The following is a 16373-nucleotide window of genomic DNA, read 5'->3' on the forward strand; positions in this document are numbered from 1 at the left end:
TCCTCTACGACATCGTGGGGGCGGGCGGTGCGGCACGGCTGGTCACCGTCCTGAGTGAGGTCAAGGCGCAATTGGCCTCGGGTGAATCTGCCCCTGATCGGTCAGCCCGATGACAGTGGCGAGGCGGGTGGTGTCAGCGGAGGCCTGCCCGTCGCGGAGGATGGCGGTGAGGGCGGCTCTGGCGGCGGGGCGGGTGCGGACTTCGGCGGGAGCGATGTGGTCGGCGGCGATCAGAGCCCGGCCGGCGGCTGCGGGATCGCCGAGGTCGAGGTGGGTGTGGGCGATGTCGATGAGATGGGCGGCGCGGTGTTCGGCGGGAAGTAGCTGCCAGCCGGGGGTGGCGACGACCCGCCGATGGATGGTGACGGCATGGTGGTGGTTGCCGAGGCGGGTTGCGGTGAGGGCGCGGGCCAGTTCAACGGCGGTGGGGCCGAAGGCGCTGCCCTCGCGGTCGTGGTGTCGCTCGTCGTGGGCGCCTGCGAGGTGGGCGGCGTGTTCGGTGAGGTCGCGGGCGGTGGTGGCGTCCCGGTGGGTGGCGGCGGCGAGGGCGGCTTCGAGGAGCAGGGTCCCGGTCAGCCCGGGTTCGTCGGGCAGGAAGGCGCGCGACGGCGTCAGGTCGAGCTGGTGTACGGCGGTGAGCGCGGCGGTCGTGGCGAGTCGCCCCCGGCGTAGGGCGCGCAGGGCCTGGGTGAGGGAGATGGCGGCAAGACCGGTGCGGTACGGGTCGCCAGCGGCGGCGTTCATGGCGCGGTCGGCGGCGAGCCAGGCGAGGTGGGGCTTGCCGAGCTTGACCAGCGTCTGGGCGGTGAGTCGGTAGACGCGGACGGGCAGGTCCATCGTGGACACGCCCGTCGTCCGCGTGGGTGGCGGCGAGCAGGTCGGGCAGGGTCCGTAGGACCTGCGGGTGGTTGCCGTTGCGGTAGGCGGTCCAGGCGTATCCGGCCTGGTCGTCGAGTTGCCGCGTCGTCGGGTCGTCGGAGTCGGGATCGGGATCGGGTGGGTCGTGGCGGGCCAGCGCTGCCTGGATGCGTTCCACGGCGGCGTCGGTGTCGGTGACAGGTTCGCGGTGGGTCTTGCCGGTGAGCAGGATGGTCGGGGTGACGCCGAGGGCCGTGGCGACGGTCTGGATGACGGAGAGCCGGTCGAGGGTGCGTACGCCTCGTTCGACCTTGTCGACCCAGCTCTTCGACTTGCCGATCCGGTCGGCGAAGACCTGCTGACTCATGCCCCGCCGGGCCCGCAGCTCGGCCATCCGCCGCCCGATCGGCAGCTCGTCGCGGCGGTGTCGAACTGGCCCGGTCACCGGCCCCGACCCGCTGGTGGGATGGCGTCGGTGGTCTCTCCGCAGCGGGGACACCACCGCGACTTGACCCGGAAGGCGAGCAACCCGAGCAGGAAGCCCGGCACCAGCCCACCGAACACGATCGACACGACTTCGGACATCACGAGGGTCCTCGCTTTCGGGCAGCGCAGTAGATCTGGCGGCAGTGGCTTTGGGCCGGACCAGCCGTGCACGTTGCGGTGATGCTCGGTAGCTTGCAGTAACTAGAGTTGCGCATCAAGTGATGCGAAGCAAGCTTTGACGCGTGGATGGTCGACACGCCGCATGTGAGTCGAGGGCAAACGATCAAGTGATGTTGGCGCAGAATCAGGACATGCCTCGATTCATGCCCGCCACTCCCCGCTCCCGCCGGCTCGGTCGTGAGCTGCGCAAGCTCCGAGAAGCCGCAGGGCTGACCGGTGAAGGGGCGGCGGACATCGTCCGCTGCTCGTCGTCACGGATCAGCCGGATCGAGTCCGGCGAGATCAGACCCCGTGTCGGTGACGTGATGGAGCTGCTGGTCGCGTACGGCCTCAAGATCGACGAGGAGCCGGGGAAGTCATTGCTGGAGCAGGCACGTGGCCTGCGCGAAGACGGGTGGTGGCAGCGCATCGGCGGCAAGTACGCCACCTACATCGCGTACGAGACCGAGGCCGTGGAGCTCAAGAACTTCGAGCCGATGCTGGTGCCCGGTCTACTTCAGACCGAGGCGTACGCCCGCGAGGTCAACGTCATCGGCCGGGAGACCGACCCGGACGGCATTAAGCAGCGGGTCGACGCCCGGATGACCCGACAGGAAGTGCTGCGCCGGCAGCCGACACCGCTACGGATGCACGCCATCCTGTCCGAGGCATCCGTGCGGACGGAGGTCGGCGGCCCCGACGTCCTACGCGAGCAGCTCGACCACCTGGTCGCTCTGAGCCGGCTGCCCAACGTCACCATCCAGGTGCTGCGCTTCGAGGCCGGGGCGCACCTGGCGGACAGCAGCGGCTTCGCCCTGCTCACCTTCGAGCAGGACGAACCGCCGCTGGGCTACATCGAGACCCTGGCCGGCGAGCTGTTCCTTGAGTCGAACCGCGACTTGGCGCGACTATCGGCGGCGTACGACAATCTGAGGACGCTGGCCATGTCGCCGGCCGAATCGATCAAGTTCATCAGGGAGCTGAGCAAGCATGGAGCGTAACGCCTGGCGCACGTCGAGCCGGTCCGGCAGCAACGGCCAGTGCGTCGAGGTGCGTGACCGGGGGCATCAGGTCGACGTGCGCGACTCCAAGGCCCCCGCAGCTAGCGTGCTGAGCTTCGACGCTGCCGCCTGGGACGCGTTCGTCAGCGGCATCAAGACGGACGGCGGTCGCTCCTGAGCTGAGGCGACGTGGCCGGCCTCAAGGCCGACGCGGCGAGCCGGCCGCCCGCCTCACTCCTGGACCCAGAACTGCCACCCCTGCGGCGCGGGGGGCCACGACGGATCGGGCCGCCAGCCCTGCGGCGGGACCCAGCCTGCCGGAGGCGGCGGCCATTCCGGGGGCACGACGAACCTCCACCGCGCTGCCGTCGCCATCTCCTGGCTCGTCGACGACTCCGCCCGCTCGGCCGGATGGGTGCCGCGAGCGGTGGGTGGCGAATCCAGCCAGGTGTCCGACAGTTCGCTCGCTTTGGCCAGGTTGACCGCGACATCGGCCTTGACCCGGTTGCCCTTCAACACGGCACGGGCGGCGGTGATCAGACCCTTGTCCCTCAGGTGGCCGATCACCGGCAGATTCTCCGTGGACATGGCCGGGCTCAGGGTTCCTGCGGCCAGGCCGTTGATCCGGACCTCGACGAGGGTGCGGGTGGACCGGGCCCGCTGCACCTCGATCTCGTGCAGGGTCACGTAGACCCAGGATTCCCCGCTCGGGCTGATCAGGGATGCGAGGTGCGACATGTGCTTTTCTTCGCCAGTCACCTGGATGAAGCGGCCGGTGGGCAGCACGGTGTGCAGCTCCGACGGTGGCATGTTCGTCGGGACGATCATGTGTGGTTCGGCGAGGTCGATCCGCACGGAGGCAAAGAGCGTCCGCTTACCTGGATCGTCCCAGTCCTCGCGTTCCTGTGCCCAAACCCGGGCCTGCACCTGCGGCGTCCAGCCCTGATCGATCAGCGCGGTGAGCACCGCCGAGAACTCTCGGGCCTGCTCCTTCGGCAGATGGCCGACCTGTTTGCCGGAGCAGAGCACCTTCACGGCGTGCGGATCGTATCGGTTGGTCGGCTCCGGAATGAGCTGAGCCGGCACGGTCAGTTCGTTGTCGCCGTCCGGATCGAACGCCCGCCCGAACAGGGCGCGGATGTTCTTGGCGTAATGCGATTCGCCAGCGACTTCCTGCGAACACCAGCCGCGCTGGCCCCACAGGTCAAAGGTTCGGGTCACCGAGGCAAGGTATCGCCTCGGCAACCCGAACCGAGTTCACCTGAACGGTTGAGGTGGATGTCCGGCATCCGACACCGCTCAGAACAGGGCGTCCGGAAGGGGAAACAGGCCACCGTCCAATGCGGGCGGCATCACATCCGGTGCCTCTGCGGACCTGGGGCGCGGCACGGCCGGCGTCTGCTTCCGGAGCCTGCGGCGGGTGGTGGTTTGCTGGGCCCTCTCCTGCTCGTGGCGCTTGTGGTTGAGTTCGAGCAGCAGGTCCAGCACGTCGACCTGGGCGGTCGGGTCGATGGTGAACCGGACGCCCTGCCGGGTCCGGTGGAAGCCATGCCCCAGCGTGAGGTCGAACTCATACGCCTCGGCCACCGCCTCGTCGATCTCGACGTGGATGTCCCGCAGGCGCTGGATGTCGGCGCTGGTCACCTGCTCGTCGTGGACCAGGTTGTAGAGCTTCGTCAGCCCCAGTTCCCGCCCCAACATCACCGACCGCCGGTACGAGTCCAACTCCGCTCCGATGCGCGCCATTCGCTCGGTCGGCTTGGGCTGCGGGAAAGTCTCGAACCCATCGGACGGCGTATAGCGAGGGTCAGACCGGAGGCTCGATTCGCCCTTCGTCGTCCACCACGAGAAGTGAAAGTTGCTGGAGAGTGAAGCGAGGTCCTCTGCCCTGTCGGTAGCGAACACACCGAGCATGTGAGAGAAGACCTGCCCGGTCGGAACGAAGACGGGCAAGCCGGTCTTGCTCACAAGGGCAATCACAAGCACGCGATCGAGCCCTTCGATCGCCGAATATAGTTCCGAGGCGGGTCTCGTGAATCGCCACCAGATCTCACGACGTCTGCGGTCATTATTGGTAGCCCGGAAGGGCTTGACTTCTCGTTCGACGATCGCAAAGCATTCGGGGTATTCCTGGGCGCGTTCCAGCGGCCAGTTGTGGAAGTTGATGACCCAGCGGCGAGCCGAGCAGTCGGGGCGGCCGTTGAGGTCTTCCCCGTTGAGATAGGGGAAGAGCACGTCCTTGTTGCGCGGGTCCTTGGCGATCAGCGCCCGCGCCTGCTCCGGCTCCAGCAGGAAGCCGGTGCCCAGTATGTTCGACCCCTGGAATGCCTGGCCGGCGTTGGCGGCCAGGCGGTACGGGTTGCCCGTGACTCGGGAACGGGCGTCCAGCGACGGGGTGATGCCCGGCACCCGGTTGCCGTCGAGGACCGGCTGCTCGTCGTCGGCGGCGTGGCCGACCCAGAGCAGAGAAACCTCCAGCGATGCCGTGCCCGGCCAGGGCTGGGACTTGTTCGCCCGGTAGACCGTCCAGCCCATGTCCACGGCCTGGTCGAGGCCAACCTCTCGGGTGTCGCCCTGAGCGATCGTGTTGGTGGCGATGATGCCGACCCGGCCCTTTCCCGTGACGCTCAGGTTGCGCAGCAGGAAGTAGGAGCAGAGGTCCGCGCTGCCCCGCTTCCCCCGGCCGATCCGCTCGACCAGGTATTCGCGTACGTCCGGCCCGATCGCCCCGGTCAGCCGCTGGCCGCCGACGAAGGGCGGGTTGCCGATGACCGCGTCGAAACCGGCCCGGTTGACCACCTCGGGGAACTCCAGCGGCCAGTGCAGCGGCCGGATCGGCTCCGGCCGCGAGCCGCGCAGCCAGCCGGCGACGGTGATGCCGATCCGCTGCTCCAGCTCCGCGTCGTACGGCCCGTCGAGCAGGCGGTGCACGTCGTCGCTGATGTCGAGCAGACGGTCGTCGTACTTCCGCTCGGGGTCGTCCTCGCCGTCCTCCGGGTCCCACGGGCGGCGCTGGGCGCGGACGGCCGTGGAAAGCGCTGCGCCGACCACCGCGTCGGCGGCCAACCGCAGGCCCTGGCCCAGGTGCTCGACCTCGTCGAGCTGGGCGGCCTTGTCGGCGGCGTCCCGGGTGTCCTCGACCACCGTCGCGCCGATCGACTCGCGCAGGGCGGTCATCTCGTCGACGGTCCGGTGCAGCCGGCCGACCAAGTCACCGAAGAAGCGGCTGTGCTGGAAACGCCCCGCCTCCGGGTCGAGGTGGAAGGCGGTGAGCTGGTCGACGGAGGTGATCCCCACCAGCGAGTCGCCGCAGCGCAGCGCGTGGTCGAGGAAGCCGAACGGCTTGCCCTTGGCCAGGGTCACCAGCCACAGTGAGAGCTTCGCCAGCTCGACGGCCATGTCGTCGCGGTCCACCCCGTAGAGGCAGCGGGCGGCGACGAGGCGGCGGGCGGCGAGCAGCAGGTCCTCCTGGTCCGGGTTGCCGTTGGCCAGGTCGGACAGTTCGGCGGGGAGCCCGTCGCGTTGCCAGGCCCGCACCACCACCTCGGCGAGGTAGCGGCAGGCCGCCACCAAGAACGCGCCGGAGCCCATCGCCGGGTCGAGCACCTTCAGCCGCAGCAGCTCGTCGGCGGTCTTCGCCCGCCACACCCCCTCGTCGGTGACGCCCTGGGCCGGGCCGGGGGAGAAGCAGAGCGGCGCGAGGGTGTGCCGGACGACCTCCTCGGCCAGCTCCCGTGGCGTGTAGTGGGTGCCGGTGTTGCGCCGGTCGCCGAACTGGGTGAACAGCACCGAGCCGGCAGGGAAGACCGTGGGCAGGTCGCGCAGGTCGGTGCGGAGCAGCCCCCAATACGGGCGTACCCGATCAGTCAGGTCGGCGTCGTTGTCGCAGGCCGCGTGCAGCGCGGCGAGCTGGTGCGGCGCGGGCGTCGCGGCCCTGGCCTTCTCCACCTGCCGGGCGGTGAGGTCGCAGCGGGCGACCAGCCAGACCCGCAGCTCCGCCTCGCCCCGGGTGGCCGCCGCCTCCAGCTCGGCCAGCGGCAGCTCCGGCTCGCGCTTGCCGAGCAGCCCGACGTACGGCTCCCGCACCCGGGCGCAGGAGAACTCCAGCAGGCCCTCGTAGACGTGGCCGAGCTGCTCGACGCCGAGGCTGGAGTAGCTGAGCTGCTCGGCGGCCCTGCCCCGGTGCCGCAGTACCAGCAGGGCGTCCAGCATCTCGTGCACCACCCGGTCGGTGACTGCCGCGTCGACGAGCCAGGGGAACCGTCGGGGATCGAACAGGGACCCGCCGTGGGCGGGGATGCGCAGGTCGGGGTGCTCGCAGCCGCCATGTACGGCAGCGAAGAGGGCGAGCAGCCGGGGCCAGGCGGCGGTGCGCCGGTCGCCGACCTCGTCGCCGTGCAGGTCCCGGACCGCGCCGAGCTGGCCGTGCAGCGTGGACGCCGCGTACGCCTGCGCGTAGAGCGGGTCGGTCACCGGCAGCAGCCGCTGCTCCTCGGCGTAGAGCAGGAAGACCAGGCGCATCAGCACGGTCAGCGCGCCCCGGTAGATCTCCCGATCGCTGACCTTGCCGAGCAGTTGCCCCTCGGACTCCCGGTCCAGCCGGGCCAGCTCGCCGACGAAGAGCTCCACCGCCCGGCGGACCTGGTCGCCCAGGGTGGTGGTGATCTGGGTGAGAGCCTCCGCGCTGCGCGCGAACAGGCCGGCGAGGCTGGCCGACGCGCGCCCGTCGGCGCCGGTCGGCGGGATCAGCACCCGGGACGCGGTGAGCAACGTCGCGAAGGCGCGCAGCAGCGTCGGTTCCTCCAGCCAGAGGTCGGCGTCGAAGACACCCACCCCCGTCGGCTCGCCCCGGCGGGCGTGTACCAGCGCCCAGTGCTGCCCGTTGGTTACCAGCGCCAGCGGCACGCCGGTGTCCCGGCACAACTGGGCAGCCTGCTCTACCGGGGACGGCCGGCCACCCCGGGCGACGACGAGCGACGCGTCGAAGGGCAGGCGGTGCACGTGCAGCCGGGCGGCCCGGCCGCCGCCGGGTTGCGGGCCGGACAGCACCGCGTCCGGCCGGAAGTCGCCGCTGCCGGCGACCCCGACCGCGTCGTCGGTACGCGCGCTCGCCGGATAGCCCAGCAACTCGCCGAGGATCAGCTCGACCCAGGCCGGGCCGAGCAGGTCCGGGGCATCCTGCACCTCCGCCCAGCCCCGGCGGATCCGGTTCCGCGCGTCGTCCGGCACGGTGTCCAGCCCGTGCGGCAGCGCCTCGACGAGCACCGGCACCGTCAGGAACGGGCCCTCCGGGCGCAGCAGACCGAGCCACTCGGCGTGCTGCTCGTCGACCTTCTGCAAGGGGGACCGGGGCGCGCGGCGACCCGCGCCGGCACGGCCGGACGCGCCTCGGGACTGGCGGGGGACGGTGGGCATCAGCGGGCACCTCGGGCCAGGGACGCGGGGACCAGGAAGGTGACGGCGGCCGGGAACCAGCGGGCCGTCGGGTCGGCGTAGCGGCGGCGCAGCGCGTCGCTCTCCCGTTCGCGCTGCGCCGGGATGTCGCGCAGCCGGGCGTGCAGCGCGTCCCGGTCGGCGTGCAACTGCTCGCGTTCGACGGTGAACAGGGTCGGCTGCTCCCAGTGCGGCTCGTCGGCGAGCTTGCTGCGGATCGAGGTCTCCAGCTCGGTCAGGACCGCGCCGATCGCGGTGACCTCCTCCTCGCAGCGGCGGGCGAGCAGCCCGTGCAGGCTGCGGGCGCGCTGGTCGGCGCGGGTGCCGAGGGCGCGACCCAGCGGCCCGGCCAGCGCTGGCCACAGCTCAGTCAGGCTCTGCCGGACCTGCTCGGCGGGGACCTGGTCGGTCGCGGCGGCCAGCAGGGCCTCCAGCTCCTCCTGGCGGGCCCGGGTGAGTGTCCCGCCCTCGATCGGGCCACCGGCGGTGACGATCTCCTCGTGCAGCCGGGTGCCCTCCGCGCCGGTGACCACCACCCGGCCGTGCGCGACGAGCGCCGGAGTGCGCAGCAGATCGCCGGGCACCACCCGGGCGGTGACCCGGCTGAGCTTCGCGCCGCCGGACCCGGCCTCGCCCCGGGCCTGGGCCCACAGCTCGGCCCGCAGCAGGCGCAGGCACATCTGCACCAACTGATGCCCGAGGTGCAGCAGCACCACGTCCGTGCGCCCCGTCGCCGCGTCCGGATCGAACGTGATCGGCCGTTCCCGGCCCGTCACCGGATGCAGCAGCCCGTCGTTGCGGGCGGCGGCCCACGCGCCGGGCAGCTCGGGCAGCCGGAACCAGGGGCCCGACGCGTCCGCCGGGATCGCCGCGTCGATCAGGTCCCGGCGGTGGGCCAGCCGCAGCCCGGTGCGGACCACCCGTTCCACGGTGGCCGGGGTGAGGTTCAGCTCCGCCCGGCTGCCCTTCAGCGTCTCGGTGAGCCGGTGCAGGTCCCGGGCCAGGTCACGTTCCACCCGCAGCCGGGCGCGGCTCGCCCGCCGGTCGATCTCGACGTCGGTGACCTGCCAGTCGGTCCGCTTGCCGGTCATCTTCTGCTCGACCTGGGCGGCGATCACCTCACCGGCGCTGCCCAGGTCGGTGCGGATCGCCTCGACCTTCTCCACCGCCAGCCGCAGGAACGCCAGCTCGTCCTCCAGCGAACCGGTCGTGTAGTCGACGTGCTGCCAACCGGCCGGCACGAAGTGCAGCACCTCCACCCGGGCGGCGCGCTGGCCGTGCCGGTCGATCCGGCCGTTGCGCTGCTCCAGGCGGTTGGGGTTCCACGGGATCTCCCAGTGCAGCAGCCGGTGGCAGTGCCGTTGCAGGTTGATGCCCTCGCTGGCGGCGTCGGTGGCGAGCAGGACCCGGACGTCGTCGAGGTCGGGGTGCTCCGTGAAGACGTTCTTGACGCGTTCGCGCTCGTCCGGATCCTGGCCGCCGTAGAGCAGGGCGATCCGTTCCGGCGGGTAGCCGGCGCTGAGGAGCCGCTCGTGCAACCAGCGCTGGGTGTCGCGGTACTCGGTGAAGATGATCACCCGCTCGGGCTGCCACTCGCCGTCGGGCCGCACGATCGGATCCAGCCAGCGGTGCAGCGCGGCGAGTTTGGCGTCCGGCCGGTCCTGCGCCGAGCGGGCCCAGGTGCGCAGCTCACCGAGGAGCGCCCGCTCCTCGGCCGACAGCGGGGCCGCGTAGTGCCGGACGGCGGTCAAGGCGTCGGCCTCGGCGCTGCCGTAGGCGGCATCGTCCTCGGCCGTCTCGGCCAGCCGATCGATCACCGGTTGCAGAACTTTCTCGCCGGCCAACCGTTCCGCCCCGGGTGCCGGCTCGCCGGAGGCGGCGTGGTCCCGGGCGGTCATCGTCGCCAGGTGGGTCTCCACGGTCTCGGCGAACGCTTTCGGCGACGAGAAGAGCCGGCGCTTGAGCAGGGTGGTGACGAAGTCGGCGGCGATCTCGCCGGCCCGCCCGTCGGCGTTCGCCCGGCGGCTCGCCGCGTACCGGCTGAGCAACTCGTGGGCATGGCGCTCGGCATTCGGGTAGTCGACCTCAAGATAGCCCAGGTGTCGTGCCGGGAAGCGGGGAGAGCCGTCCCACCTGGGCGGCAGCTCGCTCTTAAGCCGTCGCACCATCACCCGGGCCAACTGCTCGTCGGTCGGCTTGACGCCGCGGGCAAACCGTTGGTCGTCGAGGAGCTCCAGTAGCGCGGTGAACGACTCGGTGAAGCCGTTGTGCGGGGTGGCGGAGAGGAAGAGTCGGTGCTCGCAGTGCGGGGCGAGGGCGCGGATCGCCTTCGTGCGGTGCGAGTCCACCGCGTACCGCCCCCGGCCGGAGGGCGCGCAGGTGTGCACCTCGTCCACCACCAGCAGGTCGAAGGCGCGCGGATAGCGCGGCGTCGCCGGCAGCACCTCGCGGAGCAACCGCAGCGGCCGTTCCCGCTTCAGCCAGTCCACGCTGACGATCAACCGTGGGTAGTGCGTCCACGGGTTGGTGTAGAGACCCCGGGTGCGGCGCAACTCCCGCAGCAGGTCCGTGTCGACGATCCGGAAGTCGAGGCCGAACTTGTCGCGCATCTCGTCGCGCCACTGCCGGGTCAGCCCGGCCGGGCACACGATCATCATCGTGCGCGCCCGGTGCCGCAGCATCAGCTCCTGCATCACCAACCCGGCCTCGATGGTCTTGCCGAGGCCCACGTCATCGGCGATCAACAGGTTCGTCCGCGGCATCGACAACGCCCGGACCACCGGGTCGAGCTGGTAGTCCTCGATCTCGACGCCCGAGCGGAAGGGCGCCTGAAGGGCCGTGCGGTCGGCCGAAGCGATGGCACCCCAGCGCACGGCGTCCAGGAACGCGTCCAACTGCCCGGGGTCGTCGAACCCGTGTCGAGGATCCGGCAGTGTCGCGCTGTCGTGCACCCGTCGGCCTGGCTCCAGCTCCCAGACCACCCGCAACTCCTCGTCGCGGGCGTCGTCCTCGATGCTGACCAGGGTGGCCAGGTGTGGCGTCCGACCGGTGAAGACATGCGGATCACCGCTGGTCACGTCGCTACGGATCACGTCGGCGACGATCCACCGCCGGTTGCGTACCGTGACGAGCTGGCCCGGCGCCGGAGGACTCTCGGTCGACATGGTCATCCGGCTCGAACCATCGGTGTGCTCCTTCAGCCCGTGAACGTCGCCATGATTCATTGAGCACTCCGTGTGGAGGTGGGCGCTCGAACGCAGGCATGAAGGCTAGTACAACGTTCCACTTCGGATATACCCCTGCTCCATAGAGGAGGCGGATGACCTGCCAACGGGCGACGTTCGATCGGCAAACCGACAGTCGAGACCCCGACGCGGCCCTTCTTCCGTAGGTTGGTCAGCACCGCTCGTGCAGGAGGTTGGATGTCTTACGTCCGTATTCGGATCGACTTCACACCGCTTGCCGACGACGACGAGTTCGTCCTCGGTGAGCTGACCGCCGAGCTGGCGGACGACCTCCGCGAGATCGGCGAGGTGGAGCGCGTCGATCGCCCCGCTGTCGAACCGGATGCCAAAGGCGTCGCAGAGCTGGTGCTCGGCGTGGTGACCGTACTGGCGGGCACCGACCCCGGCTACGTGCAGGCGCTGGTCGACGTGGTCCTGGCCTTCCTTCAACGCCACACCGGCCGTCGGGTACACCTGCGGGTCGGTGACATCGAGCTGACCATCGACCGGCCCACCCACGGCCAGACCGATGAACTGATCAGCACAGTGCGGGCCGCGATCGAACGGGCCCGCCCCTGATGGGACGGCACGCCCTGCTGCTCGGCACAGCCACCTACCAGGTCGACCGCGAGCTTGCGCCCCTTCCATCGGTACACCAAGACGTGGCGCAGCTCAAGGCGCTGCTCGACAGTGCCGGCGAGTTCGACTCGGTGCGCGCCGAACTGGACCTGCCGGCGGCCCGTCTGCGTCAGATCGTCGAGGAGTTCTACGGTGCGCGCCGCACGGGTGACCTGGCCCTGCTCTACTACTCCGGCCACGGGGTGCTGCACGGTGACGGTCAGTCGCTGTTTCTGGCCGCAACCGACACGGTCAGCGGGCAGTTGCACACGACCGCGTTCGACACCGACGGCATGCTGCGTCATCTGCTCAACGACACCAAGGCCAGTCAGAAAGTGGTCCTGCTCGACTGCTGCTTCTCCGGCGCATTCACGGCCCGGCACCGGTTGCGGGGCGGAGTGCGGGAAGAGCCGCGCCGCCTGAAGCGTCAGCGTGGCACCTTCATCCTGACCTCCAGCACGCACTTAAAGGCGTCGAAGGCGCAAGGGCCGGACCGCCCGTCGGTCTTCACCGAGGTGCTTCTCAACGGTCTGCGGGGTGCGGCCGAGGGGCCCTCGGACGACGGTTGGATCACCACCAACGACCTTTCCCGGTACGCCCCGACCGAGATGGGCCGGCGCCGCCAGCACACGCCGGTCGAATCGAGTGAGGGTGTCACCGAGCCGATCCGACTGGTGACGGTGCCGGGTTCCGTCGCTGCGGCGAGGCAGGTCACGGCCGTCACGGCAAGCCCGGCGGACGAGGCGCCGTTCGACGCGGACCAGTGGCGCCGCCTCGTTACCTACTACATCAACTGCATGCAGCGGTCGACCGTGCTGCAGCCGTTCATCGACCCTCAGGCAACCGGGACGTACGTCGCGGCGCCGCCCGGGTCCGAGGCGGTCTTCACCTCCGTTACGCCCGTGAAGCTGGGCGGTTCGGCGGCCAAACTCGCCGCCCGGGCCCGCGCCGACGGCCGGGACCTGCAATACGGTTATCCGGTCGTCGCCGTTCGGCCGGCCCGGCAGAAGCCACTCCGGCTCGCTCCGCTGCTGGTCTGTGATGTCACCGTCGGCGCAGACGACGTCCTGCATGCCTCCTTCCCGCCCCGCCCCAGCGCCGCACTTGTCGACCTGTTCCAGCTCTCCGAGGTGGAGGGCGACGAACTGCTGCAGCGTGTCGAGCAGGCATTCGCGCCGGGTGACCCGACCTCCCTCGCCGCCACCGTTGACGTGCTGGTGAAGACGTTCGGGTTGAGCCCGGTGACGGAGTTGAACCCGGCGATGCTCGGTGGCACCATCCGGCCGGGACCGGTGAACGGGGTGCAGAACGCCGCGGTCCTGTACACCGTCGACGCCGCCGAGTCGCCGCAGCGGCAGCTCGTCGAGGACCTGCGGGGCATGATCAAGAATCCGCGGCTCATCGAGGGGACGGCACTGGCTGCGCTGGCTCTCCGACCGGACGAGGCCGTTGCGACGCCGGTCGTGACGGTGGCGATGAGCGCGGCGAACGAGGCGCAGGAAGAGATCATCCAGGCGGCGATGTCGCAGCCGTTGACGGTGGCCCAGGGGCCGCCGGGCACCGGCAAGAGTCAACTCGTCACGGCCCTGTTGGCCACCGCCACCGCCGCCGGCCAGAGCGTGTTGATCGGCTCCACCAGCAACCAGGCGGTCGACTCGGTACTCGACCGGGTGACCGACCTGATCGGCCCGGGCCTGCTGGTGCGCACCGGCAACAAGGACCACCGTATGCAGGAGCCGAAGCACCTCGCCGACATCCTGGCGACGTATCCACCAGCGGAGCGGCCGACCACACCGGAGGACCCGACACCCCTGCATGAGCTGCGACTTCTAGGCGAAGAAGCCGCTAACCTTCGTGCGGGGCTGGACGAGCGGCGGCTGCTTGAACGCGACCTCGCAGACCTGGCTGTCGAGCGTGGGGCCGCCCCAGGCGTTGGTGCGGCACCGCTGCCCGCCGACGACACGGCGCTGGCACACCTCGTCCAGCTGACCGACCGGGCGCTCGCAAGCAGGTGGTTCGGTTGGTGGTACCGGTGGCGGCTGCGGTCGTATCAGGTCGTCGATCGGAACGCTGTCGAGGTGCTCGCCGAGCGGGCGGTGCTCGAGCTGCGCTGGCGGGAATGCCAGCGGCTTCTCATGCAGCTGCCCGACGCCGAAGCTTCCTGGCGGCGACTGGTCGACCTGATCGGGACCGAACGACCCGCGGTCAGCATCGACCTGTTGCGGGCCCAGATCGCCCGGAGGGTGGCTGCGGGAGCACGCTTGCTGCAGGACCGAGCCGACGAGATGGCCAAGCCACAGTCGGACAGTTGGGCCTACTTCCCGGAGCTGCTCCGGGTGCTGCCGGGCTGGGCGGTGACCGCCCTGTCCGCCCGGCGGTTGAAGAGAAGCCCTGCGTTGTACGACCTCGTGGTGATCGACGAGGCGGCGCAGTGCACGATTCCCGCGATCCTGCCCATGCTCTATCGCGCCAAGCGTGCACTGCTCATCGGTGATCCGCGTCAGCTCGCACCCGTCGTGGACCTGCCTGAGGCCGACGACGTCACGGAACGGGCCCGAGCGGACCTGAGCACCGGATGGCTCACCGCCCGCCGGCTGACCTACATCGCCCATTCCGCGTACGACGCGTTCGCTACCGCTGCGGGCGCGACGTACCTCCTTGACGAGCATTACCGGTGCCACCCGGACATCGTGGAGGTGCCGAACCGGGAGGTCTATCAGGGTCGGCTCACCGTGCTGACGGATCCTGCCCGGCTGGCCGCTACGGCCGATCCAGCGGTGCGTTGGCGTCACGTGCCCGGACAGTTCAGCCGTGGTACAACCGGGTCCGGGTTTAACCAGGTCGAAATCGACGCGGTCGTCGCCGAGGTGACGGACCTGCGGACGGCGTATCCCGATGTCTCGATCGGGGTGGTCACGCCGCTCGCTGCGCACCAGCGTCGCCTGGCCGCGGCCCTACGCGACGCCGGCCTCACGGACAACCTGCTCTGCGCGACGATTCACAAGTTCCAGGGCAGCGAACAGGACATCATGGTCGTCTCACCGGTCGGGGCCCATGGCATTCCCGACCGCACCCGGGGCTGGCTGGTACACGAAACCAACTTGTGGAACGTCGCCATCACTAGGGCGCGATCCCAGCTCGTCGTGGTCGGTGATCGGTCGTGGTGGTCGGGTCAACGCGGCCTGCTGACCGCCTTGGCGTTGGTCCGTGACGTCGCCGATGCTCAACCGGGTACCGCGACCGTGCCAGTGGATCGATTGCACCTGGCACTTCGGGGTGCCGGTCTCACCGTGCGACGCGACGTAGCCGTGGCCGGGCGGGCTGTCGACCTTGTGGTGGGGCGCGGGGATGCCGAGCTGGCCGTCGTCGTCGACGATCCGGCGGGCGATCCCGCCGGCCGGGGACTACGCCGGGTACTCGCCCGGCTCGATGTCATCAGTGGTGCCACACCTGTCCGTCGCGTGCCCGCTTGGCGTTGCCTGGCCGAGCCGGAGCAGGTGGCGGCAGAGTTGGTCGACGGTCTGACCCAGTCCGGGCAGGAGCAGAACGACGGGTAGATCGGAGATAGCGCCGCGGCTTGCGATGGCAGGGAAGCGCCGGGGCGGCCGGCGACGCCCTCTCACGTGGCCGTCCCGCTCGTGCCGATCAGGGGTTACCAGCACCCTCTAGATCGTCGGCAAGTTTCGATCACAAGAGCAGGTACAGCAACAACGTTGACGGGGCCAATACCGCCGCCCATCGGGATTCGGCGATGTAGACGTTCGTCCCCGCGCCGCGAGCCGCGAGTGCGGGCGTCATCGTAGCGCCCACCTACGGGCGCGCATTGGTGCTCGACGGATGCTCGGGCGCCATGGACGGGGCCGTGGCCGGGTGGACTGCCTGGGACGCCGACTCGAGCGAATCGGGCCATGACCGCGTACAGATGGACTCGCCCTACCCGGTTGGACCGGATGGTTCGACCAAGATCAAGCTCTTAATCCGCGGGTTCGGGGTTCGAGTCCCTGGCGGCGCACCAGCAATCATCTGGGCATCCACCCTCACAGGTGGGTGCCCAGATGTCGTTTCGGGGCGAGTGACAGCAACGTCGACAGCAGCGGTGTCACTCGTCACCGTCATCACCCCGCCTGCGGCTCGCTGAGCGCCACGTCCATGTGACCCGCCGCCTCCTGCTGCATGGCCGGCATCACATGCCCGTAGATGTTCATCGTCACCGCGATCTGCGAGTGGCCGAGAATGTCCATGACAACTCGCGGCGACACGCCTGCGGCCAGAAGCGGAGTCGCGCAGGTGTGTCGCAGGTCATGAAAGCGAATTGGCCGGACACCGGCTCGGACGATCAACCGGCCGAAGGCAGTGTTCAGATCGCGCGGTTCGACATGGCGACCGGTGGCGGTCGTGAAGACCAGCCCTGTCTCGTGCCGATCCTCATCGGCGAGACCGCGCTCATGCTCCTGGACGTTCCGGTGACGCTTGAGCGCTTGGACCACAACGGCCGGCATCGTCAGAACCCGCCGGCGGCGCGACTCGCTCGACGGCTCCGAGCCAGCATGCAGGCCCGGAGTCAGGCCCGTTCCGCCCTACCTCGAAGAGGGCG

Annotated in this window: 10 protein-coding genes and 1 pseudogene; 4 read left to right on the forward strand and 7 right to left on the reverse strand. The window is 70.1% G+C overall.

Translation table 11 applies throughout. The annotated features are described in order from the left end of the window. Positions 1 to 60: 60 nt before the first annotated feature. From AB0L34_RS10405 to AB0L34_RS10415, 3 genes and pseudogenes are all read right to left on the reverse strand, one after another. A complete protein-coding gene (locus AB0L34_RS10405; RefSeq protein ID WP_363703697.1) occupies positions 61 to 846 on the reverse strand; it encodes a hypothetical protein in 786 nt (261 codons plus the stop codon). A gap of 253 nt (positions 847 to 1099) precedes the next feature. Then, a pseudogene (locus AB0L34_RS10410) lies at positions 1100 to 1252 on the reverse strand (helix-turn-helix transcriptional regulator); the annotation flags it as partial. Between the two features lie 47 nt (positions 1253 to 1299). Continuing rightward, complete coding sequence (locus AB0L34_RS10415; RefSeq protein WP_250101589.1) at positions 1300 to 1443, reverse strand: hypothetical protein; 144 nt, start codon at positions 1441 to 1443, stop codon at positions 1300 to 1302. 212 nt (positions 1444 to 1655) lie between these two features. Between AB0L34_RS10415 and AB0L34_RS10420 the strand changes: the two genes are divergently transcribed. Beyond that, positions 1656 to 2504 (forward strand): helix-turn-helix transcriptional regulator, encoded by an 849-nt coding sequence (locus AB0L34_RS10420; RefSeq protein WP_363703699.1) that lies wholly within the window; start codon positions 1656 to 1658, stop codon positions 2502 to 2504. Continuing rightward, complete coding sequence (locus AB0L34_RS10425; RefSeq protein WP_363703701.1) at positions 2494 to 2682, forward strand: DUF397 domain-containing protein; 189 nt, start codon at positions 2494 to 2496, stop codon at positions 2680 to 2682. Before AB0L34_RS10420 ends, AB0L34_RS10425 begins: the two co-directional genes overlap by 11 nt. A gap of 53 nt (positions 2683 to 2735) precedes the next feature. Here the strand turns inward: AB0L34_RS10425 and AB0L34_RS10430 are convergent, their stop codons facing one another. From AB0L34_RS10430 to drmD, 3 genes are all read right to left on the reverse strand, one after another. Then, positions 2736 to 3725, reverse strand: coding sequence for an HIRAN domain-containing protein (locus AB0L34_RS10430; RefSeq protein ID WP_363703703.1), 990 nt, complete (start codon positions 3723 to 3725; stop codon positions 2736 to 2738). A gap of 78 nt (positions 3726 to 3803) precedes the next feature. Next, the gene (locus AB0L34_RS10435; RefSeq protein WP_363703705.1) at positions 3804 to 7919 is read right to left on the reverse strand and encodes a DNA methyltransferase; all 4116 of its coding nucleotides are present in this window, start codon (positions 7917 to 7919) and stop codon (positions 3804 to 3806) included. After that, a complete protein-coding gene (drmD, locus tag AB0L34_RS10440) occupies positions 7919 to 11107 on the reverse strand; it encodes a DISARM system SNF2-like helicase DrmD (RefSeq protein ID WP_363703707.1) in 3189 nt (1062 codons plus the stop codon). The genes AB0L34_RS10435 and drmD overlap by 1 nt, the downstream gene beginning before the upstream one ends. Positions 11108 to 11359: 252 nt before the next feature. Between drmD and AB0L34_RS10445 the strand changes: the two genes are divergently transcribed. Next, a complete protein-coding gene (locus AB0L34_RS10445) occupies positions 11360 to 11740 on the forward strand; it encodes a hypothetical protein (RefSeq protein WP_363703709.1) in 381 nt (126 codons plus the stop codon). Beyond that, positions 11740 to 15336: an AAA domain-containing protein gene (locus tag AB0L34_RS10450; protein WP_363703711.1), complete on the forward strand. Its 3597-nt coding sequence runs from the start codon at positions 11740 to 11742 to the stop codon at positions 15334 to 15336. The genes AB0L34_RS10445 and AB0L34_RS10450 overlap by 1 nt, the downstream gene beginning before the upstream one ends. A 558-nt stretch (positions 15337 to 15894) precedes the next feature. On the opposite strand, the gene AB0L34_RS10455 is transcribed toward AB0L34_RS10450, so the two are convergent. Beyond that, the gene (locus AB0L34_RS10455; protein ID WP_363703740.1) at positions 15895 to 16344 is read right to left on the reverse strand and encodes a site-specific integrase; all 450 of its coding nucleotides are present in this window, start codon (positions 16342 to 16344) and stop codon (positions 15895 to 15897) included. Between the last annotated feature and the right edge of the window lie 29 nt (positions 16345 to 16373).

Source organism: Micromonospora sp. NPDC052213, assembly GCF_040679695.1.
Taxonomy (GTDB): domain Bacteria; phylum Actinomycetota; class Actinomycetes; order Mycobacteriales; family Micromonosporaceae; genus Micromonospora.

Bases quoted from the DNA above. Each gene is read 5' to 3' on its own strand.
- AB0L34_RS10415 (WP_250101589.1), bottom strand. From the start codon at position 1,443: ATGTCCGAAGTCGTGTCGATCGTGTTCGGTGGGCTGGTGCCGGGCTTC.
- AB0L34_RS10420 (WP_363703699.1), top strand. From the start codon at position 1,656: ATGCCTCGATTCATGCCCGCCACTCCCCGCTCCCGCCGGCTCGGTCGT.
- AB0L34_RS10425 (WP_363703701.1), top strand. From the start codon at position 2,494: ATGGAGCGTAACGCCTGGCGCACGTCGAGCCGGTCCGGCAGCAACGGC.
- AB0L34_RS10435 (WP_363703705.1), bottom strand. From the start codon at position 7,919: ATGCCCACCGTCCCCCGCCAGTCCCGAGGCGCGTCCGGCCGTGCCGGC.
- drmD (WP_363703707.1), bottom strand. From the start codon at position 11,107: ATGACCATGTCGACCGAGAGTCCTCCGGCGCCGGGCCAGCTCGTCACG.
- AB0L34_RS10445 (WP_363703709.1), top strand. From the start codon at position 11,360: ATGTCTTACGTCCGTATTCGGATCGACTTCACACCGCTTGCCGACGAC.
- AB0L34_RS10450 (WP_363703711.1), top strand. From the start codon at position 11,740: ATGGGACGGCACGCCCTGCTGCTCGGCACAGCCACCTACCAGGTCGAC.